The organism is Marinobacter mobilis (assembly GCF_900106945.1).
GTDB classification, from domain to species: domain Bacteria; phylum Pseudomonadota; class Gammaproteobacteria; order Pseudomonadales; family Oleiphilaceae; genus Marinobacter; species Marinobacter mobilis.
Genome location: NZ_FNNE01000001.1, coordinates 130,250 through 151,058 on the forward strand (window position 1 = coordinate 130,250; position 20,809 = coordinate 151,058).

Below are 20,809 nucleotides of genomic sequence, written 5' to 3' on the forward strand. Positions count from 1 at the left end.
CTGCGTTCAATGGGTCTTACTGGCCGGTCAGCTGATGGTACTTGTCCATCAGTTCGTCCTTGCTCTCGACCCGTTCCGGATCGACAGGAATGCAGTCCACCGGGCACACCGCCTGGCACTGGGGCTCGTCGTAGTGGCCGACGCACTCGGTGCACTTGTTCGGGTCAATCACGTAGATCTCATCCCCTGGCGAAATGGCTTCGTTGGGGCATTCCGGTTCACAGACGTCGCAGTTGATGCATTCGTCGGTAATCATCAGGGCCATCAGGCATACCTCGGAAAAGCTCGAATAATTCGCCGCTATTCTACCGGAGTTTGGGAGAAAAAGGGCGGGACGTCAGGCCTTGCCGAATTTCTTCTCCAGCGCCTGGGCCACCGGAACCGATACAAACTCCGAGACATCGCCGCCAAGCGAGGCGATTTCCCGAATCAGCGTCGACGAAATGTAGGACAGATGGTTGGCCGGGGTGAGGAAGACGCTCTCCACTTCCGGCGCCAGACGACGGTTCATGTCGGCAAGCTGGAATTCATACTCGAAATCCGATACCGCCCGCAGTCCCCGCAGGATTACCGTGGCACCTTGTTCCCGGACAAACTCTGCCAGCAGGTTGCTGAACCCGGTCACCCGGACGTTGTCGAGATGACTGATGGAGTCCTCGACCAGGGCCACTCGCTCTTCCAGGGTCAGTAGGGGCTGTTTCTTTGGGCTATAGGCAACCGCCACGATCACTTGGTCAAACATCTTGCCGGCCCGTTCAATCAGGTCGGTGTGGCCATTGGTGATCGGGTCAAAGGTTCCCGGATAAATCACGGTGGGCATGCGAAGGCTCCTTCTCATAAGCGAGCCCGTAGGATACCAGTATCTGGGGGGGAGTGAGGAGAGCCACCGGACGTCGTGTTGGGCACGAATTCCGGTGGCGAAGGGAATCAGCGGGTGAGTTTGGATGCCAGTCGGCTGCTGTTGCGGGCCGACAGGGTGTATACCGACAGCTGCGGGTTGGCGCCGATGCTGGTGGGGAAGATTGAGGCATCATGGACGCTGAGGTTGGTGACCTGGTGGTGCTGGCCAAAACCATCAACCACCGAGTCCTGTGGGTCGGCGCCCATACCGCATCCGCCCATCTGGTGTGCGGTGAACAGACGAGCCCGGTGAAGTGCCATCGGGAGGTCGCGAATGGCCGCTTCGGCCTCACGCCAGTTGCTGTACCAGGGCGAGTCAAGATGGACCAGCCGGACCTGTTTGGCGCCTGCTGCAAACTGGGCTTCTGCCATGCGCAGATAGGCGTCGCGCAGGCCTCGCCAGAGGTAATCCGTCACTGGGTAATCCAGTACCGGGCTGCCGTCGTCGCGCAGGCTGACTTCGCCGCCCTGGCTGTCCGGGTGAAAACCATCGCGGATCAGTGCCAGCATGGATTGCATCCACGGCAGCTTGGCAACGTCTTGGCCCATGGCTTCGCCATGGCCGGGCAGGACGCCGCTGGCCATGGCCGGGTGCAGTGGAGGCACTTCCAGCTTGAAGCCGGCGGGACCGTCAACACCCTGGCTAAAGTTGAATTCGTCGGAATAGATGGACTGAGGCGCTCCATAGAACGGGTCGACCTTGTCCGGCATTTCACCGACGGTGGCGTTGACTGGGTGCAGGAAGGTGCGTTTGCCAATGCGTCCGTGGGGATCGGGAATGTCGGAGCGCAGCAGTAATGCGGGTGAACCGAGGGCGCTGGCTGCCACCACAAAGTGACGGGCGCGAATCTGCACCTTCAGCGGCATTGGTGTCACGCTATCGGTCTGCAGCGGGGTGGCCTCCAGGTGGCTGATGCGGTCCTGGTCCATCACCAGGCGATCGGCCCGCAGGCTGTGGATCAGTTGCGCCTTGTGTTCCAGTGCGCCGGGTACCGTGGTTGTCAGGGCGCCCTGCTTGGCGTTGGTGGGGCAGCCCATGCCGCAGTAACCGAGGTTCCAGCAGCCCTTGACGTTGCGAGGTATCACATGCCACGACCAGCCCAGTTGCTCACAGCCGCGACGCAGGGCGTCATTGTTGGCATTGGGCGGTACCGCCCAGGGGGCAATGTTGTGGCGCTGTTTGCGGTCTGCGAACCAGGGGCGCAGGTTGTCCGGGCGCAGCTCTTCGAGGCCGAAATGGTCGGCCCAGTAGTTCAGGGTCGGGTCTGGAGTGTCGAAACTGGAGGTCCAGTTAACCGTGGTGGAACCGCCGACACAGCGCCCCTGCAGGATCGCGATGGCGCCGTCGCGGGTTACCCGGCTCAGGCCTTCCTGATAGAGCGTGGCGTAGGACGTCAGCTCATCCATCTTGAAGTCTTTCTGGTGATACAGACGGCCCTCTTCCACCATGATCACCGACAGTCCCGCCCGGGCGAGAATTTCAGCCGTGGTGCCGCCGCCGGCGCCGGTGCCAATCACCACCACATCGGTTTCAAGGGTGAGGTTATCTGTCAGGGATGCCGCATCAGTGACCTGCCAGCCATTGGCCAGGCCCTGGGCAATCAAATCAGTCATAGCCATGAACGTTACTCCTGGTCTGGGTCAGCTTGGGGTCTGGAACTGGGGTAGGGCGCTGGCGGCCCATTCCGGTGGCCCGGGGTAGCCGCTGCGTGCCCACTGTTCCGGTTGCCCGTAGTAGGAGACGTTGCTGATTTTGGTGAGTGCAATGTAGCCTTGGTTGAACAGTCCGATACTGCTGTTTTTCCAGCGGTCCAGGAATGCCGTGGCATCTGCTGTGCTGACGTTCTTCCAACTGGACCAGACACCGGCCAGGGTGGCGCGGGTCAGGCCGAAATTGAGCAGGTCGAAGAGCTTGCGCAGCTCTTTCTGGTTGGGTGCTCCGAACTGGAAAATGCCGGCATCGATGGTCTCGATGGTGGCGCGGATGTCGTGCCGGCGTTGCTCGGGGGCTTCGGTCAGCGTCGGCCCCAGAATGGCTGGAAGCAAGGCTTCAAACATGACGATGTCGTCAGTGCTGAGAAAACGGAAGGTATAGTCGCCGCTGCCGTCCGGGGCGGCCGCTTGCAGGCCGGCCGGCGTTGTGGCGCAGCCGCTGATGCCTGCGGTCAGGCTGACGCTGCCGAGAAAGAGGGCGCCGCCGAGTCCCGTCTTGAGGAAGCTGCGTCGCCCGGGATCAGGCACGGTTTCAGGGGTGCTAAGGTCGTTGTGCATGGTTGGTGACTCTTGTTTTTATTGGTGATGCATTCGTTCCCGGTTTAACGGATAAACAGCCGGTAAACCAGCTTGTGCACCGCAGTGCCATGGGGCGCATAGACCGCCTTGCCGCTGTTGAAGCGCTGCTTGGCAAAGATGGAGCGGTGGTGGCTGAAGGTCAGGAAGCCTTCCTTGCCATGGTAGTGCCCCATGCCGGAATCACCGACACCGCCGAAGGGTAGATCATCCTGGGCGACGTGCATGAGTGCGTCGTTGATGCACATGCCGCCGGAGTGGGTTTGTTCAACCACTTTCTTCTGCAGGCCCTTGTCATACCCGAAGTAATACAGGGCCAGTGGGCGCGGGCGCTCATTGATGTAATGGATGGCTTCGTCCAGTGAATCGTAGGTCAGCACTGGCAGGATTGGGCCGAAGATCTCGTCCTGCATGACTTTCATGTCGGGGGTGGTGTCCAGGACCAGGGTCACCGGCATCTTGCGGGTGCCGTCCTTGAGATTTTCGCCGGCAGGATTGACTTCGATCAGCCGGGCGCCTTTTTCTTTGGCATCCTCAAGGTAGCCCTGCAGGCGCTGGTACTGCCGCTCGTTGATAATGGCGGTGTAGTCGTCGTTGTCCCGGAGTTTTGGGTACATGGACGACAGCTGGCTGCGGAACTCATCCACGAAACTCTGCAGGCGGTCGGCCGGACACAGGACATAGTCCGGAGCCACGCAGGTCTGACCGACGTTGAACGCCTTGCCGAACGCGAGGCGCTGGGCGGCGTCGATCATTGGTACGTCGGAGGAAATGATGGCGGGGGACTTGCCGCCCAGTTCCAGGGTCACCGGTGTCAGGTTTTCTGACGCTGCCTTCATCACCAGCCGTCCCACTGAGGTGGAGCCGGTGAACAGCAGATGGTCGAACGGGCGGCTGGTAAAGTTGGCCGCTACATCGGCCTCGCCCAGAACCACGGAAACCAAGTCCTCGGGGAAGGTGTCAGCCATCAGTTCGCGGAACAGGGCTGAGGTATGAGGGGTGAACTCGGACATCTTGATCATGGCCCGGTTTCCGGCAGCCAGGGCGGCAACCAGCGGCCCCACCGCCAGGAACAGCGGGTAGTTCCAGGGCACGATGATGCCGACCACGCCCTTGGGCTGGTAATGTACCTGGTTGCTGGCGGGCTGGAACAGCACTGACACGTGGCGGTTGGAAGGTTTCATCCAGCCGGCCAGGTGTTTCATAGCGTAGTTGATGCCCTGAACGGATGGCATGATTTCGGCAATCAGGGTTTCGTCCCGTGAGCGGCAGCTGAAGTCCTGGTATATCGCGTCCAGCAGGCGGTCCTGGTTGTTCAGCAGGGTACGCTTCAAACGTTTCAGGTTTTCCTGGCGCTCGGTCAGCGAAGGCATGGGGTTCTTGCGGAAAGCGGCACGTTGGGCGGTAAAGATCTGGCCGATACGCTGGACGTGCTTCTTGCTTTCGGTCAACTCGATCACGGTTGAAGCCATGGTTTACTCCTTCCACGCTGCCTGGGCAACGTTGTGGCGGTGGTCAGGGAACGGGGCCATCCGGTCTTGGTGCCGGCTAATAAACAGTACAGGGTTTGCACTATTGTTGGATATTAGAGTATATACTCTAGCTTTGAGTCAAGAATAAGAATCACCGGGCACCAGGATCAACAAGGCCTATGAAGACAAGAGACAAGATCATTCTCGCCAGCCTCGATCTGTTCAACGAGCGAGGGGAGCGTAACGTCACCACAAACCACATTGCGGCTCATCTGGCGATTTCCCCCGGGAACCTCTACTACCACTTCCGTAACAAGTCGGACATCATTTACGAGATTTTTCTCGAGTACGAAAAGCTGGTCGACTACTACCTGCAGATTCCTGATGATCGCCCGTTAACGCTGGATGACATGATGTTCTATCTGGAGTCGGTGTTTGATGGCTTGTGGAGTTATCGCTTCTTCCATCGTGACCTGGAATTTCTGCTCGACAGCGACGAGCGGCTGCGAGAGGACTACCGGGGGTTCACCGGCCGCTGTCTGGAATCCATTGATTGCATTTTTCACGGTCTTGCAGAGGGTGGGGTGATCGAAAATCAGCCGGAGGAACTGCGCTCGGCCATGTCGCTGAATGTTTGGCTGGTGGTCACCAACTGGATGGCGTTCCTGAAGACTGCCCACGGCAACGGACTGTCGGATGAGTTGTCCATTCACATGCTGAAGCAGGGTATCTACCAGGTATTGACTCTGGAACTGCCATACCTGATGCCGGAATACCGGGAAGCGGTCATGACCTTGCGAGAAAAATACCGGCCGCAATTGCCGGAGAACGGCGAGGGCATGCGTTCGGCGAGCCGGAAAAAACTGGGGAACTTTTGACCAGCGGGGCTGTCTTTACTGGCGACGCTATTGGATTCGGACATCCGGGCGTCTCCTGAGTGAGTTCTCAGGTTTTAGCACGTCGCAAACCCTGACGTATTGCCGGCTCCTCCAATGGTGAGCCGGCTTTTTTGTGGGATACCGGTGTGATCAGAGCAGGTCTTCCGGAGATTCCAGGGGCGCTTCCAGCCAGTCGCTGAGAATATCCCGCACGTCATCGAGTCCGGTCTTGGCGGTCGCTGAGAACATGACCAGGTTCTGAACACAACTGAACGCCTTGAGCTTGCGTTCAATGCCCAGCATGGCGGTCTTGGCCTGGCCAAATTTCAGTTTGTCGGCCTTGGTGGCCAGAATGGTCAGCGGTACCTGGTTGTGCTCACACCACTCCACCATCATCTGGTCAAAATCGGTCAGCGGGTGGCGGATGTCCATCACCAGCACCAGGCCTCGCAGACAGTTGCGCTCGTTCAGGTAGTGCCCCAGGTGCTTCTGCCAATCGTCTTTCATGTCCCGGGAAACCTTGGCGTAGCCATAGCCTGGCAAATCCACCAGGCGGCAGTTCTCCCGGTTCAGGGTGAAAAAGTTGATCAGCCGGGTGCGTCCCGGGGTCTTACTGGTTCGCGCCAGTTTGCCGTTGTTGGTGATGCAGTTGATGGCGCTGGACTTGCCGGCATTGGAACGACCGGCAAAAGCGACCTCGGCGCCAAAATCTGCCGGGCACTCATCCAGTCGGGAAGCGCTGATCAGGAAACGGGCGCTGTTGAAGGAAATCGGTTTGGGGAGCAGTTCATCCGTCACGGATTTAGATTTTCCTATTGGATTTCAGTTGTCAGGGATTAATGTATAATGCTACACCAATTTTCGGTGCAGCGCTGTGCGTTGCGCCCCTGGAGACGGTTTGCCAGTCCTGTCCCGCAGGGTTCGCAACCTCCCAGCTCCGGTTGGAGGCTTCCAGGCCATTGCCTGCCGGCTGCATAAAAAGATTCTTCTATTAAAGATGAGAGAAGCGGAGCGAGCATGAAAAAACTGATCGCGGGAGTTGTTCTCGGCGTAGGTCTTACAGCAATGGCTCATGCAGCAGGTGATCCTGCCGCGGGTGAGCAGAATGCAGCGGTATGTGCAGGCTGTCATGGGCAGGGCGGTGGTCAGCCAGTGATGTCTGCTTACCCCAAGCTGACCGGGCTGGGTGAGAACTATATCTACCGTCAGCTGGCCAGCATCAAGAACGGTACCCGTACCGTGCCTGAGATGACCGGGCTGCTGAACAATCTGTCTGACCAGGATCTGCAGAATCTGGCAGCCTACTTCGACCAGAATCCGACCTCGGTCAACCAGGCTGATCCCGAGCTGGTGGAGCGTGGCGCTGCGATCTACCGCGGTGGCAACCTGGCTTCCGGGGTGCCGGCCTGTAGCGGCTGCCACAGCCCGAACGGCACAGGTAACGAGCCGGCTGGCTATCCCCGTCTGAGTGGTCAGAATGCTGATTATGTTGCCAAGCAGCTGAAGGCCTTCCGTGACGGCAGTCGCGCTGGCACGCCCAACGCCCAGATCATGGTTGACGTTGCTGCCCGCCTGACCGATGACGAGATCGCCGCAGTGGCGAACTACGTATCCGGCCTGCACTAAGCGTTGTCAGGACCATAAAAAACCCGCTTCGGCGGGTTTTTTTATGGGTTACCGGTGTGTAATACGCGGGCGGTGGAAGTCCGGCAGCTTGCTGGGTCATAATCCTGAACAACTGGAATTTGTTGAGCCATGGCGGTTTTTTCTGGACGCCAGGGTGTAATCTGTTTGTCTAAACTGGAGAATAAATATGACCAAACTGCTCAAGGCGGCAATGTGTTTCATGCTGGCAGCTTCTTTTGCTGTCCATGCGGAAACGGTGTGGGAAGAGGGGCGTCACTACGAGCGTCTGGATAACCCGATTCGTACTGCCAGTGCGGATACTGTCGAGGTGGCGGAAGTGTTCTGGTACGGCTGCCCGCACTGCTATAACTTCAAGCCGCTGGTGGAGGCCTGGGAAACGGAACTGCCAGAAGATGTCAGTTTCAGCATGTTGCCTGCGGCTCTGGGGCGTACCTGGGAAGTTCACGCCCGTACTTTCTACGCGCTCGAGGCGATGGGGCAGATGAACCAGACCACCAACGATGCGCTGTTCGATGCCATTGCCGGGGAGCACCGGCCGCTGAATGCGCCGGAGCAGATTGCTGACTTCCTGGCCGATTACGGTGTCGAGCCGGAGGCGTTCCTCAAGGCCTATGGCAGTTTTGGTGTCAATGCCCAGTTCCAGCAGGCCCAGGCCAAGGTTCGTGGCGCGCGGATTACCGGTGTTCCGGCTATGCTGGTTAATGGTAAGTACAAGGTGAGTGCAAGCACTGCTGGCGGTCATGAGGCGATGCTTGAAGTTGTGGATTACCTGATTGAGCAGGAGCGGGCCGGCAATTGATGGGTCGGGTGCCCAGGCGGCCCGACGGGCAGTTGGCTGGTTGCTGGAGTTGAAGGGAAGGGGGAGCATGTACAAGCGCATCCGCAGACAGCTGACTGATGTTCGGGGGGGTGAGGCGGTTCCCCGGGGTGGCTGCTCCGGCGCTGACCATGTGCCGGAGTTTGAACCTCATCGCCATATCCGGTTGCTGACCTTTAATATACAGGTTGGCATCAATACCTCTTCCTATCACCATTACGTCACTCGCAGCTGGCAGCACCTGTTGCCTCACCGGCGACGGATCGAGAACCTGGACCGCATCGCGGCCCTGTTGCGTGGTTACGATGTGGTGGCGTTGCAGGAGTGTGATGGCGGCAGTCTGCGCAGTGGCTACATCAATCAGGTTCAGTACCTGGCAGAGGCTTCCTGTATTCCCTACTGGTACCAGCAGCTAAACCGGAATCTCGGGGCGCTGGCCCAGCACAGCAATGGTCTGCTGAGTCGTTTTCGTCCCCTCGATGTGACTGAGCACCGATTGCCCGGATTGCTGCCGGGCCGCGGCGCCATTATTGCCCGCTATGGCAGTGAGGATGATCCGCTGGTGCTGGTCATGATGCACTTGTCTCTGAGTCGCTCAGGGCAGCAAAGGCAGCTGGGGTATATTCGGGAGCTGATCGCCGATTATCGGCATGTGGTGCTGATGGGCGATATGAATAATCACGCCGAGGAATTGCTCGGGCAGACGCCGCTGAAAGAGACGGATCTGATTCCGTTGCCGGCGACGGCTCACAGTTTTCCGAGTTGGCGGCCGGAACGGGCGCTGGACCATATACTGGTCAGCCCGAGCCTGGAGATCCGGCGCTCGGAAGTGGTCAGTTGTCCGTTGTCAGATCATCTGCCTATCGCGATGGATATCGCTTTGCCAAAAGGCTATGTCACGGCCTACTGAGGCTGTCAGGTGCTTATTCGGCGGACACAAAAAACCCGGCCAGGAGCCGGGTTTTTTGTGTCCGCCAGATCGGTATTACTTGATCTTGGCTTCTTTGTAGGCCACGTGCTTACGGACAACCGGGTCGTACTTCTTGAGTTCGACTTTTTCCGGAGTGTTCCGCTTGTTCTTCATGGTGGTGTAGAAGTGGCCAGTGCCTGCTGATGAAACCAGCTTGATCTTTTCGCGCATGATACGGCTCCTTAAACTTTCTCGCCGCGGGCACGAAGATCTGCCAGCACAGCGTCAATGCCTTTTTTATCGATGATGCGCATACCTTTGGTAGAAATGCGCAGCTTCACAAAGCGGTTCTCAGACTCGACCCAAAAGCGGTGGCTCTGCAGGTTCGGCAGAAAACGACGCTTGGTGTGGTTCATTGCGTGAGAAACATTGTTACCGGTTACCGGCCGCTTACCGGTTACCTGACAAACTCTGGACATACTTGCCTCCGACCTGAGCGTTGGTCCTGAATACGAAAATACGAATTCGTTAAATTGCGTCTCTGGTTGCTGCGTGGGTCATTGCCGGTGATTCAAAAAACACCTTGCGCCCAAATAAATGCACGCTGCCCGCCAGATGCCGCCAGAAAGGGACGCTTTTATACCAGAACTGCCCCTGCAAAGCAAAAAATTGTTGGTAATTTGTTCAGGGTATTTCTGGCGGGAATTACATAAGCCCCCGTTCGGCGAGGGAGACCACGTCGCCATGGCCAACCACCATGTGATCAAGCACACGAATGTCGACCAGGCCAAGCGCCTCCTTCAATCGCTGGGTCAGGCTGATATCGGCCTGACTGGGCTCGGCAACCCCGGATGGGTGGTTGTGGGCAAAGATGACCGCCGCGGCGTTATCTTCCAGCGCCTGTCGCACCACTTCCCGCGGGTACACCGCAGCGCCGTCTATAGTACCACGGAACAGTTCCCGGTAGTGGATAACCCGGTGGCGATTATCCAGAAACAGGGCTGCAAAGACTTCGTGATGGTACGTACCGAGCCGGCTGCGGAGATAGCTTCGGGTATCTGCCGGGGAGCGCAACGGATCACCCTGGCGCAGGGGTTCGTCCATAACCCGGCGAGCCATCTCCATGGCGGCCTGAACCTGGGCGTATTTGGCTGGGCCAAGGCCGTTGATAGCGCAGAACTGACGTTGGGACGCGGTCATCAGGCCGCGCAGGCCAGAAAAGTGATCGATCAGCTGGCGTGCCAGGGACATCACTGGCATGCCTGCAGTGCCGGTGCGCAGGAAAATGGCCAGCAGTTCGGCGTCGGACAGGCTGCTAGCGCCATGGCTCAGCAGGCGCTCGCGGGGCCGTTCATCGGTAGGCCAGGGATGAGTGGTCATGGGGAATCCTTTCGCTGCTCTGGATAGAAATAAAAGAAGGGCTATCAGTGGCGCATCCTGCGCCAGTGGCAAGTGTATCACCTGTCTGGGCTGTTGGCGGAGCCTGAGCGGTGCTATCTTATAAGCCTTTCATTTTCCGGGTCCGAGGGTCGGATCCAACCTGTGGAGAGGCCATGGCGAAGAAACGTATCCTGCTGGGTGTCACCGGTGGAATTGCTGCCTATAAAAGCGCGGAGCTGGTCAGGCTGCTGAAAAAGTCCGGTCACCAGGTGCGCGTAGTGATGACGGGCGGTGCCCAGGCATTTGTTACGCCGTTGACGTTTCAGGCACTCAGTGGTGAGGCGGTCAGAACCTCGTTGCTGGATCCGGAGGCGGAACTGGGCATGGGGCACATTGAACTGGCCAAATGGGCGGAGCTGCTATTGGTAGCCCCGGCATCGGCAGATTTCATGGCGCGCCTGGCCCAGGGGATGGCGGACGATCTGCTGACAACGGTTTGCAGCGCCACCGAGGCGCCCATTGTACTGGTGCCGGCCATGAACCAGGCGATGTGGCGTAATGCCCGAACCCAACGCAACGCCGCCCTGCTGGCTGCGGACCCGCAGATTGAACTGTGGGGGCCGGCTCAGGGAGATCAGGCCTGTGGCGATACCGGTCCGGGTCGCATGCTGGAACCCCAGACCCTGGCCGACCGTATCAATGCTCCGCAAAATGCTGCTCTGGCCGGGCTGCGGGTGGTGATCACGGCCGGCCCCACCCGTGAACCCATCGATCCGGTACGCTACATCAGCAATCACAGCTCGGGGAAAATGGGGTATGCCCTTGCGGCCGCTGCCCGTCGGGCTGGCGCCGAGGTGACCTTGGTCAGTGGTCCGGTCAATCTGGCAGCGCCTGCGGCTGTGCAGGTCCGCCCGGTGGTGACCGCAGCGGATATGCTGGCACAGGCCTCTGCGGCGGTGGATGAGGGGTGTGACATTTTCATAGCGACAGCGGCCGTGGCGGACTATCGCCCGGCCAGCTGCGCTGATCAGAAAATCAAGAAATCCGCCGAGGACATGGCGCTGGCACTGGTGCGCAACCCGGATACCCTGGCGACAATTGCGGGCCGTGAAAACGCCCCTTTTACCGTTGGATTTGCGGCAGAAACCACAGACGTGGCCCACTATGCCAACGATAAAATGCAACGAAAGAAACTGAACATGATCGTTGCAAACGACGTGTCCCGGCCGGGGCTGGGGTTCAACAGCGACGACAACGCCGTCACCGTGTTCTGGCCCGGCGGCCAGCAGGAATTCGCCACCGAAAGCAAGGCCGGGCTGGCCGAACGTCTGGTGGCGCTGATATCAGAGCGGTTCCGGCAGGCCTGAAGGCCCGGAACAAAGTTGTAACAGCAAGGATTTTTTATGACCAGACAGACTTTGCAGGTGCGTGTACTGGACCCGCGAATTGGCGACAGCATTCCCTTCCCTGAATACGCTACCGAAGGCTCCGCCGGGCTCGACCTGCGCGCCTGCCTGGACCAGCCGCTGACCCTTGAGCCGGGACAGACCGAGCTGCTCAAAACCGGCCTCTCCATTCACATTGCCGATCCTGGCCTGGCTGCGATGATCCTGCCCCGCAGCGGTCTTGGTCATAAACACGGCATTGTGCTTGGCAATCTGGTGGGGTTGATTGACTCCGATTACCAGGGTGAGTTGATGGTGTCCTGCTGGAATCGTGGCCAAACCACGTTCACCGTTGACGTCGGTGAACGGATTGCCCAGCTGGTGCTGGTGCCGGTGGTGCAGGCCGATTTCGAAGTGGTTGAGTCGTTTGAGGCCAGTGATCGGGGCGCCGGTGGATTCGGGTCTACCGGTACCCGGTGATCAGTAGCGCTCCTGATGATGCGCAGAAATGACGTTCGCGACTATACTTTTTCAAAAGGATTCAGTGCCTTAAAAGGTGAACCAAATTTGAAGCAGGGTTGGCTATGAAATTGGGAAAGAAAAAGGCATCCGACGATAGCGTAGCGGCGGCGCCGGAAAAAACACAGGGAAAAACCCGGAAAGGTGGGGCCAGGGCGAAAGCCGGTGGTGGTAAGCGGCTGACTGCTGTGGCGTTCCAGCAGGCACTGGTGGTGGTTGTCGCGGCGGTGGCCGCTGTTGCCGCGTTACAGTTTCTGGTGTTGCAGCCGGCGCAGGCTGAACGAGAGCAAGACTTTGCCCGTTTGGCCCTTGAGCATGTCAGGGCGCGTGTCGAACAGCAGGTGGAAACGCTGCAGCGATTTACCAATGGCCTGGCGGCCCAGCCCCGGGTGCAGAGCGTGATCGACGATGACCAGCAACGGGCGGCTCTGGAGGATGAGTTGAAGCAGTTGCTGCCGGGCATTCAGGAAGTGCACCTGTTTGCCTACGGCGCCATTCCCCGGACGACCATGAACGGAAACGATGGCCTGGGCTTTGCCAGCCTTGATCTGGCCCGTCGGGTTGAAGCCGGCCGGGTGGCCCACCCTGATGCGTTCCCCCGCGATGGCCAATGGTTTATCCAGTTTGCAGCCCCGGTAATGAATCCCGCTAATGGGGCTGTCAGGGGCTCGCTGCTGATATTAATGAAAGCAGCGGTACTGCAACCGGTGCTCGATGCTCTGGATCCCGCCCGGGGGGGCGAGGTCGCGCTGGTACAGACCGCGGCCGGTAAAGCAACGCGGGTTCTGCAGCAGGGCAGTGGCAGTGGTGAGCGCTTCGAGGTGATGTTGACGACGCCGAACTGGAGCCTGCAGTACCTGCCTGCACATGGCGCTGTGGCTGACAGCAGCGCGGTGGCTGTGGCAATTGTCGTTGTGGTGCCGTTGGCTATTGCTGCGCTGCTGGTCTGGTTGCTGCTTGGTGTTGCCCGCAAATCCCTGCGGCTGGAGATATCGGCACTGATCCAGTGGTCCCAGAAGGCGTTTTCCGGAGAACGTCAGAAGCAGCCTGAACTGCACTGGGACCTGGTGGTGCCGCTGTCGGAAAGTCTGCAGCGCTCCTCCCAGGCGATTGACAAGCGCCTGTCAAAACTGAGTGAGGGCGCGGCGGCCAAAGCATCGGCGTCAGCCGACAAGCCGAAGGCTGAGGCGGGGGCAGGCAGCACCGATGAGCCCCTGTTCCAGGACAGCGATGTCCTCGACATCGACATGCTTGAGGGGGATGACGATATTCTCGGGCTTGGCGGTGCACCGGAGAACCCGGCAGGTGTTGCCCTGGAAGAAGTGGCGCTGCCGGAAGTGCACGTGCCGCCGGAAATCTTCCGCGCCTACGATATTCGTGGCATTGTCGGTGAGACTCTGAACTCGGAAATTGTCGAGCTGATTGGTCGTGCCATTGGCAGTGAGGCCATCGGCCGCGCCCTCGATACCCTGTGCATCGGGTACGATGGCCGCCATTCCAGCCCGGAGCTGGCAGCCGCCCTGGCGCGCGGCATCATGGCGACCGGCTGTAATGTCATTGAAGTGGGGGCGGTGCCAACGCCGGTGCTGTACTTTGCCACTCATCACCTGGAGACCGGTTCCGGGGTTATGGTGACGGGCAGCCACAACCCGGCGAACTACAACGGCCTGAAAATGGTGCTCGGCGGTGAAACCCTGTCCGATGACGCCATTCAAAGGCTGCTGCAACGAATCCAGTCTGCCGACTTTGTCAGTGGCCAGGGGCAGCGTAGTCAGGATGACGTTCGTCGCGCTTATCTGGATCGGATCGTCGGCGACATCGCCGTCGCCGCACCACTGAAAGTGGTGCTGGATGCGGGCAACGGCATTGCCGGGGAGCTGGGGCCGATCCTGGTCGAGGAACTCGGCTGCGAAGTGATTCCTCTGCACTGTGACATTGACGGCAGTTTTCCCAACCATCATCCCGATCCGGGCAAGCCGGCGAACCTGGCCGATCTGATTCACCGGGTCGAGGCGGAGGGCGCCGATATCGGCCTGGCCTTTGACGGCGATGGTGATCGTCTGGGGGTGGTGACCAATACCGGCAAGATCATCTGGCCTGATCGTCTGCTGATGTTGTTTGCCCGTGATGTGGTGTCTCGTAATCCGGGGGCCGACGTACTGTACGACGTCAAGTGCAGTCGGCGCCTGGCCAATGTCATCAACGAGGCCGGTGGTCGCCCGATCATGTGGAAGACCGGTCACTCGCTGATGAAGGCCAAGATGAAGGAAACCGGAGCGCTGCTGGCAGGGGAAATGAGCGGGCATGTGTTCTTCAAAGAGCGCTGGTATGGCTTTGATGACGGACTCTACTCGGCGGCCCGTCTGCTGGAAATCCTGGGTATCGAAGACCGCCAGAGTGACGAGGTGTTTGCTGATTTCCCGGAGGACGTCAGTACCCCGGAACTGAACATCGAGGTCACCGAAGCTGGCAAGTTCGAGTTGGTGAACCGGCTCAGCAGCGAGGGCGAATTTGGCGACGGCAGCGTCAGCACCATTGATGGTGTGCGGGTCGACTACCCGGATGGCTGGGGGCTGTGTCGTGCGTCCAACACCACGCCGATGCTGGTGTTGCGGTTTGAAGCAGAGAATGAGGAAGCCCTGGAACGCATCAAGGCGGTGTTCCGTGAGCAGTTACAGAAGGTGGCGCCGGATCTTGATGTGGCGTTTGACCACTGATGATGCCCGGCCCCATCGCAGTCTCAACACATTGGCAAAAGGTTTAAGAAAGAATGGCACTGGATCGTGAAACGGCAATGCAGGTGGCGGCAGTACTGAGTAAGGGGCTGCCCTATATCCAGCGGTTTACCGGCAAGACGGTAGTGATCAAGTACGGCGGCAACGCCATGGAAAATGAGGAGCTCAAAAGCAGCTTTGCCCGTGACATGGTGCTGATGAAACTGGTAGGCATCAATCCTATCGTGGTCCACGGCGGTGGTCCGCAGATCGGTGAGCTGCTGGAGCGCTTGAACATCACGTCCCACTTCGTCAATGGCATGCGGGTGACGGACAGCCAGACCATGGATGTGGTGGAAATGGTGCTGGGTGGTCAGGTCAACAAGCAGATCGTGTCGCTGATCAACCAGCAGGGCGGTACCGCTGTCGGCCTTACCGGCAAGGACGGTAACCTGATCCGTGCCAGCAAGCTGGAAGTGCAGAACCATTCCGATGAGCTGGCCCGTCCGGAAATCATCGATATCGGCCATGTGGGTGAAGTGAAGGCGGTGAATGTCGAAGTGATCGACATGCTCACCCGCAGCAACGTGATTCCGGTTATTGCGCCCATCGGAGTGGGTGATGATGGCGCCTCCTATAACATCAATGCGGACCTGGTGGCTGGCAAGGTAGCCGAAGCGGTCAAAGCGGAAAAGCTGATCCTGCTGACCAATGTGTCCGGTCTGAAAAGCAAGGAAGGGGAGGTGCTCACCGGCCTCACCGCCCAGCAGGTGAATGATTTGATTGCTGACGGCACCATTCATGGCGGTATGTTGCCGAAAATCCGCTGCGCACTGAACGCGGTGGAAAATGGGGTGCAGACGTCCCACATCATCGATGGTCGTGTGGCCCACGCGACTCTGCTGGAAATCTTCACCGACGAGGGTGTTGGAACCCTGATTTCCCGCGGCTGAGACAGTCGCCTGGGGCAAAGAGGTAAGCTGGTTTGAAGAAACTCATATCAACACTGGTGGTGCTGGCACTGGTTGCTTTTGTGGCATTCAAGGCCGCGGTGTGGTGGTTCGCCGACCAGGACCTGCGCCAGGCGCGGGTCGCCCTTGAGGCGCTGGGCGTGATGGAGCGGGGCACGATTCACTCGAGCCTCGCCGGTCAGGTCAGCCTGCATGAGGCGAGCTATCAGGATTTTCGCCTGACCCAGCCGTTGCAGGTGGCGCGGTTGACGGTTGATGCAGGCTCGCCGCTGGCGTTGATGACGGCGCTGGTGGACCCTCGCCGCCTGCCGGCAACCTGGGAGGCGAAGGCTGACGGCTTTCGTCTCGGGCTGGATGCGAACATGTTCCGTAGCTGGGTTGCCTCGGCAGAGAACGCCGCTCCGGCGCTGTTTGCGCCGCCCTGTGGGCCGGATGTTCGCCAGCGCCTGAGCACTGGCGAATTGCTGCGGCTTGGTATCAGCAACATCAGCGGTGATGCGGTGCTCAGGCAGCGGATCTCTGGCCTGCAGCTTGAAATCAACACAGACAGCACCGGGAGCCTTGAAGTTGACTGGCCTGGTGCCAGAGCGTCGCTAACCGAGCCTCAGGCAGTGCTGGAATCGAGCGCGTCGGCACTGACGCTGACGTTACGTGATGGCGGAATCTTGCGCACGATTGCCGCGTTTTGCTCGCGGGAAATGGGGCTGTCGGCGGATGAATGGAATGCCCGTGCCGGAGCGCTGTTCCAGCAGCAACTGGCGTTAACCGGCTATCAGGCCAGTGAGCAACTACTGGCCTTGTACCGCCGCTGGCTGTCTGAAGGTGGCGAGCTGACGCTGGTGCTTGATCCGGCCAGTGCCACCTACGGCGTGCCGGTCCGCAGCGCGGACGGTGATGACGCAGCTCTGACGGTACAGTATAACGGCGCGGTGGTGCCGGACGTGTTCCTGCAGCCACGGGTTGCGGAAGTGATTGAACCGGCCGATAACGCCGCGGCCGCAGCCGGAGCGGCTGCGCAACAGTCCGCGGCGCCGGGATGGCGTACCCGGGCGCTGGCGGATGCCGGCCAATGGCGGGGGCACCAGGTACGGGTGACGCTGCGCAATGGCCGGATGGTGGAGGGACGGCTGGACGCCGTCAGTGAACGCCAGCTGGATGTGGCACGGCCGGTAGACGGTGGTGAGGTGGTGTACCCGCTGGCACGGTCTTCGGTTTCCGGATTCGAGGTCTGGCAACGGAGCTCGGGTACTCCCGCTCGTTAGACCCGGCAAGGGCCAGGTGATGACAATGACAGAAGCAAACCAGCCGCCGGGTATTCGCGATATGATTGCCCGGCTGGTCTCGTTACCGTCGGTAAGCAGCGCTTCGCCGGACTGGGACTTGAGTAACGAGGCGGTGGTACAGACCCTGGCGGAATGGCTGCGCCCACTCGGCTTTGAAACCGACATCATGCCGGTGCCGGGGATGGCCGGTAAGTACAACCTGATTGCCACCCTGGGGCGAGGGCCCGGCGGACTGGTGCTGTCAGGTCACACGGACACCGTGCCCTACGACGAGCGCAACTGGCACAGTGATCCGTTCACCCTGAGTGAGCGGGACGATCGCTGGTACGGTCTCGGCACCTGTGACATGAAGGCGTTTTTTGCGCTGGCAATCGAGGCGGTGCGTGGGCTGGATGCCCGCAAGCTCAAGCAGCCGCTGATTATCCTTGCCACTGCGGATGAAGAAAGCTCAATGAACGGTGCCCGGGCACTGGCCGAAGCGGGCCGTCCCAAGGCCCGTTATGCGGTGATTGGTGAGCCCACCAGCCTGCGCCCGATCCGGATGCACAAAGGCATCATGATGGAGCGGCTGGTGTTTGAGGGGCAGTCAGGGCACTCCTCTAATCCGGCGCTGGGCCGCAATGCCCTTGAAGGCATGCATGCCGCGATCAGTGAGTTGCTGGCGTTGCGGGCCGACTGGCAGGCGCGCTACCGGAATCCGGCCTTTGAGGTTCAGGTGCCAACCCTTAACCTTGGCTGTATTCATGGCGGCGACAACCCCAACCGTATCTGCCGTCGCTGCGAGCTGCATTTTGATTTGCGTCCGCTCCCGGGAATGGACATGGACGAACTTCGGTCGAACATTCTGCAACAGTTGCAGCCGCTGGCCCGGGAACGCAACCTGGAGATGGCCTTCTCACCGCTGTTTGACGGGGTGCCTCCGTTTGAAACCCCGGCCAATGCTGAGCTGGTAAGAACCTGTGAAGCGCTGACGGGGCACCGTGCCGAAGCGGTGGCTTTTGCCACCGAAGCGCCCTGGCTGCAAAAGCTGGGGATGGAAACCATCGTGCTCGGGCCCGGTTCCATTGATCAGGCCCATCAGCCGGATGAGTACCTGGCGCTGTCCCAGGTCGAGCCCGCGGTGACCCTGTTGCGGAGCCTGATTCAACGTTTCTGTGTGGAGTGAGTTCTTGAAATCTAACGACTGGCTGCATGGGTTCCGTCACTCTTCCCCGTACATCAACGCCCATCGGGGGCGCACGGTGGTGTTGTCCATCGGTGGTGATGCCCTGGCCCATGACAATCTGATCAACATCATTCACGACCTGACCCTGCTCAGCAGTCTGGGCGTGCGCCTGGTGATTACCTTCGGTGCCCGTGCCCAGATCCAGCAGCGGCTGGATGAGGCGGGGCTGGCTTCGTCGTTCCATCGAGGGCTGCGGGTCACTCCGGAAGCGCACTTGCCGCAGGTGTTGCAGGCCATTGGCGGCTTGCGGACCTATCTTGAAAGCCAGCTCTCCCTGGGGCTGGTCAACTCGCCGATGCACAACGCCCGGATCCGGGTCAGCAGTGGCAATTTTGTCACTGCCAAGCCGGTCGGGGTGCTCGACGGGGTGGATTACGGTCATACCGGCCGGGTCCGTCGTATCGACGTGGCTGGTATCGAGAGTTTGCTGGAACTCGGGCATATCGTGCTGGTGCCGCCCCAGGGTTATTCGCCGACCGGCGACGTGTTCAACCTGTCCTACGAGGATGTCGGCAGCCAGGTGGCTGCGGCCCTGCAGGCAGAAAAGCTGATCATTTTCACCCGCCATCAGGGGGTGCTGGATGAGAACGGCGCTTTGATCCGCGAGCTGTCTGCCGGCCAGGCCTCAGACCGGCTGGCCGCAGCCCGGGCCAGCGGCGATGATGCCGACCTGCTGCGGGCGGCCTGCGAGGCCTGTGTCAAAGGGGTACAGCGTGCCCATATCATCAGCTATGCCGCCGATGGCGCCTTGCTGGAAGAGCTGTTCACCCGGGACGGTTCTGGCACCCTGGTCAGTGGCGACACCTATGAGCAGATTCGTCCGGCAGGGGTCGAGGACATTGGCGGTATTGTCGAGCTGATCCGCCCGCTGGAAGAGGCCGGTGTGCTGGTGCGTCGTTCCCGGGAAATGCTGGAGACGGAAATCGAGCGCTTCGTGGTGGCCGAACGGGACGGAACCGTGGTTGGCTGTGCGGCACTGTATGACTACCCCGATGAGCAGGCTGGAGAGCTCTCCTGTTTTGCCGTTGATGCCAACTACCGGCGAGCCGGACGGGGTGATGAGCTGCTGGCGATGATCGAGCGCCTGGCCCGCAGTCAGGGCATCCAGCGCCTGTTTGTTCTCACCACCCAGACCGAGCACTGGTTCCGTGAGCGCGGCTTTCAGCCGTCTACCGTACAGGCGTTGCCAGGGCCAAAGCTGGCGGCCTATAACGCTCAGCGAAACTCAAAGGTGTTCGTCAAACCGTTGTGCTAACGCGCGGAGTTGTTGCTGGCGTGCTTCGTTGGCCTGTTTCGCCAGTGCTTCAACCGCCTGGTAAAACTCCGCAAAGCGGAAATCGTGCTCCCGGAGCAGCTGGCGGAATGCAGGTACATACTGATTGTACTGGCGGAACAGCGCCAGGTGGGCATTGTTGAACGGCGGTGGCTCGCGCCCGAACGGGCCTGCCAGCGCCCAGTCAGCAGACAGTGCGAGGTAGTCGTCACGGAGCTGGTTCATGATGTAGGTCTTGTCGGCCCTCAGTTGCTCCAGACTGATCTCATTGCGCTGGTCGTAGAGAGCGTCCAGACGGCTGCTGGCCTCGGCAACCAGAGCCAGGGTCTGGCCGCGCTGGTGCAGTCGTACCAGCGCCTGCTGGAAGCGCTGGGGCTGGTAATGTTGCTCCAGCCACAGTCGCAAGCCTTCCAGCTCGACGGCTGTGGCAAAGCTTTCATTGAAGGCCGTGTCCCCCTCCATGTACACCACCCGGTGGCTGAGTTCATGGAACAGAAGCGCGACCATGCGGTCGTCGGGCAAGCGGGTAAAGCCCGGGTGCAGGGGGTCATCGAACCAGCCGAGGGTGGAGTAGGCGGTCACGCCGCCGATAAAGGTGTCGTAATCCTCGGCGATGAATTCGGCCTGTTCGCGTTGGGCGTCCTCAAGATTGAAGTAGCCGCGGTAGGACTGGCAGCCGACAATGGGGTAGCACCATTGATGGGGCGCCAGTGAGAATTCCGGAACGGCGACCAGGTTGACCACCACGTAGGGCCGTTCGAAGGCCACGTATTCGGAATAGGCCCGCCCCACAGGCAGTGCCAGGTGTTCTTCGGCGAACTTGAGTGCGGTGCCTGCGGTCTTGAGTTTATCGCGCAGGGCCTCTGGCGTGGCTGGATCCTCCAGGACGGATTCGACCGGTTGCGCCGACCACATCAGGGCGGCCTGTCCGCTGATCGCCTGGCTGTAGTAGCGTAGGGATGTGCACCCGCTCAGGGCCGTGATCGCCAGTACTAACAGCCCGCTTTTGCAAAGGTTGGTAAGGGGGGGACGGATCGCCATAGGGGGTGAAGATTCCAAAGGTTTTTTAATCATGTCGTGGTAATGGCTATACTACAGCCATCGCCACCCGGAGTGGCAGCAGGAAGCCGAGGCATGACAGGGATG

General features: G+C 60.0%; 21 protein-coding genes. 11 read left to right on the forward strand and 10 right to left on the reverse strand.

The features are described from left to right. Positions 1-16: 16 nt before the first annotated feature. The 5 genes from BLV11_RS00575 to BLV11_RS00595 all read right to left on the reverse strand — a co-directional run bounded on the left by BLV11_RS00575 (position 17) and on the right by BLV11_RS00595 (position 4,661). The gene (locus tag BLV11_RS00575; protein ID WP_091811003.1) at positions 17-265 is read right to left on the reverse strand and encodes a YfhL family 4Fe-4S dicluster ferredoxin; all 249 of its coding nucleotides are present in this window, start codon (positions 263-265) and stop codon (positions 17-19) included. A gap of 72 nt (positions 266-337) precedes the next feature. Next, positions 338-820, reverse strand: coding sequence for a pantetheine-phosphate adenylyltransferase (coaD, locus tag BLV11_RS00580; RefSeq protein ID WP_091811004.1), 483 nt, complete (start codon positions 818-820; stop codon positions 338-340). Between the two features lie 107 nt (positions 821-927). Next, positions 928-2,520, reverse strand: a complete 1,593-nt coding sequence (locus tag BLV11_RS00585) for a GMC family oxidoreductase (protein ID WP_091811005.1) — start codon at positions 2,518-2,520, stop codon at positions 928-930. Between the two features lie 21 nt (positions 2,521-2,541). After that, positions 2,542-3,171: a hypothetical protein gene (locus BLV11_RS00590; protein ID WP_091811006.1), complete on the reverse strand. Its 630-nt coding sequence runs from the start codon at positions 3,169-3,171 to the stop codon at positions 2,542-2,544. Between the two features lie 44 nt (positions 3,172-3,215). After that, positions 3,216-4,661, reverse strand: a complete 1,446-nt coding sequence (locus BLV11_RS00595) for a coniferyl aldehyde dehydrogenase (protein WP_091811007.1) — start codon at positions 4,659-4,661, stop codon at positions 3,216-3,218. Between the two features lie 179 nt (positions 4,662-4,840). On the opposite strand from BLV11_RS00595, the gene BLV11_RS00600 reads away from it, so the two are divergent. Further along, positions 4,841-5,539 carry a TetR/AcrR family transcriptional regulator gene (locus BLV11_RS00600; RefSeq protein WP_091811008.1) on the forward strand — a complete coding sequence of 233 codons (699 nt, stop codon included), beginning with the start codon at positions 4,841-4,843 and terminating at the stop codon, positions 5,537-5,539. Between the two features lie 150 nt (positions 5,540-5,689). On the opposite strand, the gene yihA is transcribed toward BLV11_RS00600, so the two are convergent. Continuing rightward, positions 5,690-6,337, reverse strand: a complete 648-nt coding sequence (gene yihA / locus BLV11_RS00605; RefSeq protein ID WP_091811009.1) for a ribosome biogenesis GTP-binding protein YihA/YsxC — start codon at positions 6,335-6,337, stop codon at positions 5,690-5,692. 219 nt (positions 6,338-6,556) lie between these two features. Between yihA and BLV11_RS00610 the strand changes: the two genes are divergently transcribed. The 3 genes from BLV11_RS00610 to BLV11_RS00620 all read left to right on the forward strand — a co-directional run bounded on the left by BLV11_RS00610 (position 6,557) and on the right by BLV11_RS00620 (position 8,913). Then, positions 6,557-7,165, forward strand: coding sequence for a c-type cytochrome (locus tag BLV11_RS00610; RefSeq protein WP_091811010.1), 609 nt, complete (start codon positions 6,557-6,559; stop codon positions 7,163-7,165). A 187-nt stretch (positions 7,166-7,352) separates the two neighbouring features. After that, positions 7,353-7,985, forward strand: a complete 633-nt coding sequence (locus BLV11_RS00615) for a thiol:disulfide interchange protein DsbA/DsbL (RefSeq protein WP_091811011.1) — start codon at positions 7,353-7,355, stop codon at positions 7,983-7,985. A gap of 67 nt (positions 7,986-8,052) precedes the next feature. After that, positions 8,053-8,913, forward strand: coding sequence for an endonuclease/exonuclease/phosphatase family protein (locus tag BLV11_RS00620; protein ID WP_091811012.1), 861 nt, complete (start codon positions 8,053-8,055; stop codon positions 8,911-8,913). Positions 8,914-8,988: 75 nt separating this feature from the next. Here BLV11_RS00620 and rpmG read toward each other — a convergent pair whose 3' ends face one another. From rpmG to radC, 3 genes are all read right to left on the reverse strand, one after another. After that, positions 8,989-9,144, reverse strand: a complete 156-nt coding sequence (gene rpmG, locus BLV11_RS00625; protein WP_091811013.1) for a 50S ribosomal protein L33 — start codon at positions 9,142-9,144, stop codon at positions 8,989-8,991. An 11-nt stretch (positions 9,145-9,155) separates the two neighbouring features. Then, complete coding sequence (gene rpmB, locus BLV11_RS00630) at positions 9,156-9,392, reverse strand: 50S ribosomal protein L28 (RefSeq protein WP_091811014.1); 237 nt, start codon at positions 9,390-9,392, stop codon at positions 9,156-9,158. A 226-nt stretch (positions 9,393-9,618) separates the two neighbouring features. After that, on the reverse strand, positions 9,619-10,293 hold the full coding sequence (gene radC / locus BLV11_RS00635) for a RadC family protein (protein ID WP_091811015.1): 675 nt from the start codon (positions 10,291-10,293) through the stop codon (positions 9,619-9,621). Positions 10,294-10,466: 173 nt separating this feature from the next. Between radC and coaBC the strand changes: the two genes are divergently transcribed. The 7 genes from coaBC (at position 10,467) to argA (ending at position 19,645) form a co-directional block, all read left to right on the forward strand. Further along, positions 10,467-11,660, forward strand: coding sequence for a bifunctional phosphopantothenoylcysteine decarboxylase/phosphopantothenate--cysteine ligase CoaBC (gene coaBC / locus BLV11_RS00640; protein ID WP_091811016.1), 1,194 nt, complete (start codon positions 10,467-10,469; stop codon positions 11,658-11,660). A gap of 36 nt (positions 11,661-11,696) precedes the next feature. Continuing rightward, positions 11,697-12,158 carry a dUTP diphosphatase gene (dut, locus tag BLV11_RS00645; RefSeq protein WP_091811017.1) on the forward strand — a complete coding sequence of 154 codons (462 nt, stop codon included), beginning with the start codon at positions 11,697-11,699 and terminating at the stop codon, positions 12,156-12,158. A gap of 104 nt (positions 12,159-12,262) precedes the next feature. Next, positions 12,263-14,914 carry a phosphomannomutase/phosphoglucomutase gene (locus BLV11_RS18580; RefSeq protein ID WP_091811018.1) on the forward strand — a complete coding sequence of 884 codons (2,652 nt, stop codon included), beginning with the start codon at positions 12,263-12,265 and terminating at the stop codon, positions 14,912-14,914. A 53-nt stretch (positions 14,915-14,967) separates the two neighbouring features. Next, positions 14,968-15,864 (forward strand): acetylglutamate kinase, encoded by an 897-nt coding sequence (gene argB / locus BLV11_RS00655; RefSeq protein WP_091811019.1) that lies wholly within the window; start codon positions 14,968-14,970, stop codon positions 15,862-15,864. Between the two features lie 32 nt (positions 15,865-15,896). Then, positions 15,897-17,144, forward strand: coding sequence for an AsmA family protein (locus BLV11_RS00660; RefSeq protein ID WP_091811020.1), 1,248 nt, complete (start codon positions 15,897-15,899; stop codon positions 17,142-17,144). Positions 17,145-17,169: 25 nt separating this feature from the next. After that, a complete protein-coding gene (gene argE, locus BLV11_RS00665) occupies positions 17,170-18,330 on the forward strand; it encodes an acetylornithine deacetylase (protein ID WP_425433818.1) in 1,161 nt (386 codons plus the stop codon). 4 nt (positions 18,331-18,334) lie between these two features. After that, positions 18,335-19,645 (forward strand): amino-acid N-acetyltransferase, encoded by a 1,311-nt coding sequence (argA, locus tag BLV11_RS00670; RefSeq protein WP_091811349.1) that lies wholly within the window; start codon positions 18,335-18,337, stop codon positions 19,643-19,645. On the opposite strand, the gene BLV11_RS00675 is transcribed toward argA, so the two are convergent. After that, positions 19,616-20,704, reverse strand: coding sequence for an aminopeptidase (locus BLV11_RS00675; RefSeq protein ID WP_091811022.1), 1,089 nt, complete (start codon positions 20,702-20,704; stop codon positions 19,616-19,618). The genes argA and BLV11_RS00675 overlap by 30 nt on opposite strands. Between the last annotated feature and the right edge of the window lie 105 nt (positions 20,705-20,809).

Bases quoted from the DNA above. Each gene is read 5' to 3' on its own strand.
- rpmG (WP_091811013.1), bottom strand. From the start codon at position 9,144: ATGCGCGAAAAGATCAAGCTGGTTTCATCAGCAGGCACTGGCCACTTC.
- BLV11_RS00600 (WP_091811008.1), top strand. From the start codon at position 4,841: ATGAAGACAAGAGACAAGATCATTCTCGCCAGCCTCGATCTGTTCAAC.
- radC (WP_091811015.1), bottom strand. From the start codon at position 10,293: ATGACCACTCATCCCTGGCCTACCGATGAACGGCCCCGCGAGCGCCTG.
- coaD (WP_091811004.1), bottom strand. From the start codon at position 820: ATGCCCACCGTGATTTATCCGGGAACCTTTGACCCGATCACCAATGGC.
- BLV11_RS18580 (WP_091811018.1), top strand. From the start codon at position 12,263: ATGAAATTGGGAAAGAAAAAGGCATCCGACGATAGCGTAGCGGCGGCG.
- argE (WP_425433818.1), top strand. From the start codon at position 17,170: ATGACAGAAGCAAACCAGCCGCCGGGTATTCGCGATATGATTGCCCGG.
- BLV11_RS00590 (WP_091811006.1), bottom strand. From the start codon at position 3,171: ATGCACAACGACCTTAGCACCCCTGAAACCGTGCCTGATCCCGGGCGA.
- BLV11_RS00575 (WP_091811003.1), bottom strand. From the start codon at position 265: ATGGCCCTGATGATTACCGACGAATGCATCAACTGCGACGTCTGTGAA.
- dut (WP_091811017.1), top strand. From the start codon at position 11,697: ATGACCAGACAGACTTTGCAGGTGCGTGTACTGGACCCGCGAATTGGC.
- BLV11_RS00620 (WP_091811012.1), top strand. From the start codon at position 8,053: ATGTACAAGCGCATCCGCAGACAGCTGACTGATGTTCGGGGGGGTGAG.
- BLV11_RS00675 (WP_091811022.1), bottom strand. From the start codon at position 20,704: ATGGCGATCCGTCCCCCCCTTACCAACCTTTGCAAAAGCGGGCTGTTA.
- BLV11_RS00610 (WP_091811010.1), top strand. From the start codon at position 6,557: ATGAAAAAACTGATCGCGGGAGTTGTTCTCGGCGTAGGTCTTACAGCA.
- BLV11_RS00595 (WP_091811007.1), bottom strand. From the start codon at position 4,661: ATGGCTTCAACCGTGATCGAGTTGACCGAAAGCAAGAAGCACGTCCAG.
- BLV11_RS00585 (WP_091811005.1), bottom strand. From the start codon at position 2,520: ATGGCTATGACTGATTTGATTGCCCAGGGCCTGGCCAATGGCTGGCAG.
- coaBC (WP_091811016.1), top strand. From the start codon at position 10,467: ATGGCGAAGAAACGTATCCTGCTGGGTGTCACCGGTGGAATTGCTGCC.
- rpmB (WP_091811014.1), bottom strand. From the start codon at position 9,392: ATGTCCAGAGTTTGTCAGGTAACCGGTAAGCGGCCGGTAACCGGTAAC.
- argB (WP_091811019.1), top strand. From the start codon at position 14,968: ATGGCACTGGATCGTGAAACGGCAATGCAGGTGGCGGCAGTACTGAGT.
- BLV11_RS00615 (WP_091811011.1), top strand. From the start codon at position 7,353: ATGACCAAACTGCTCAAGGCGGCAATGTGTTTCATGCTGGCAGCTTCT.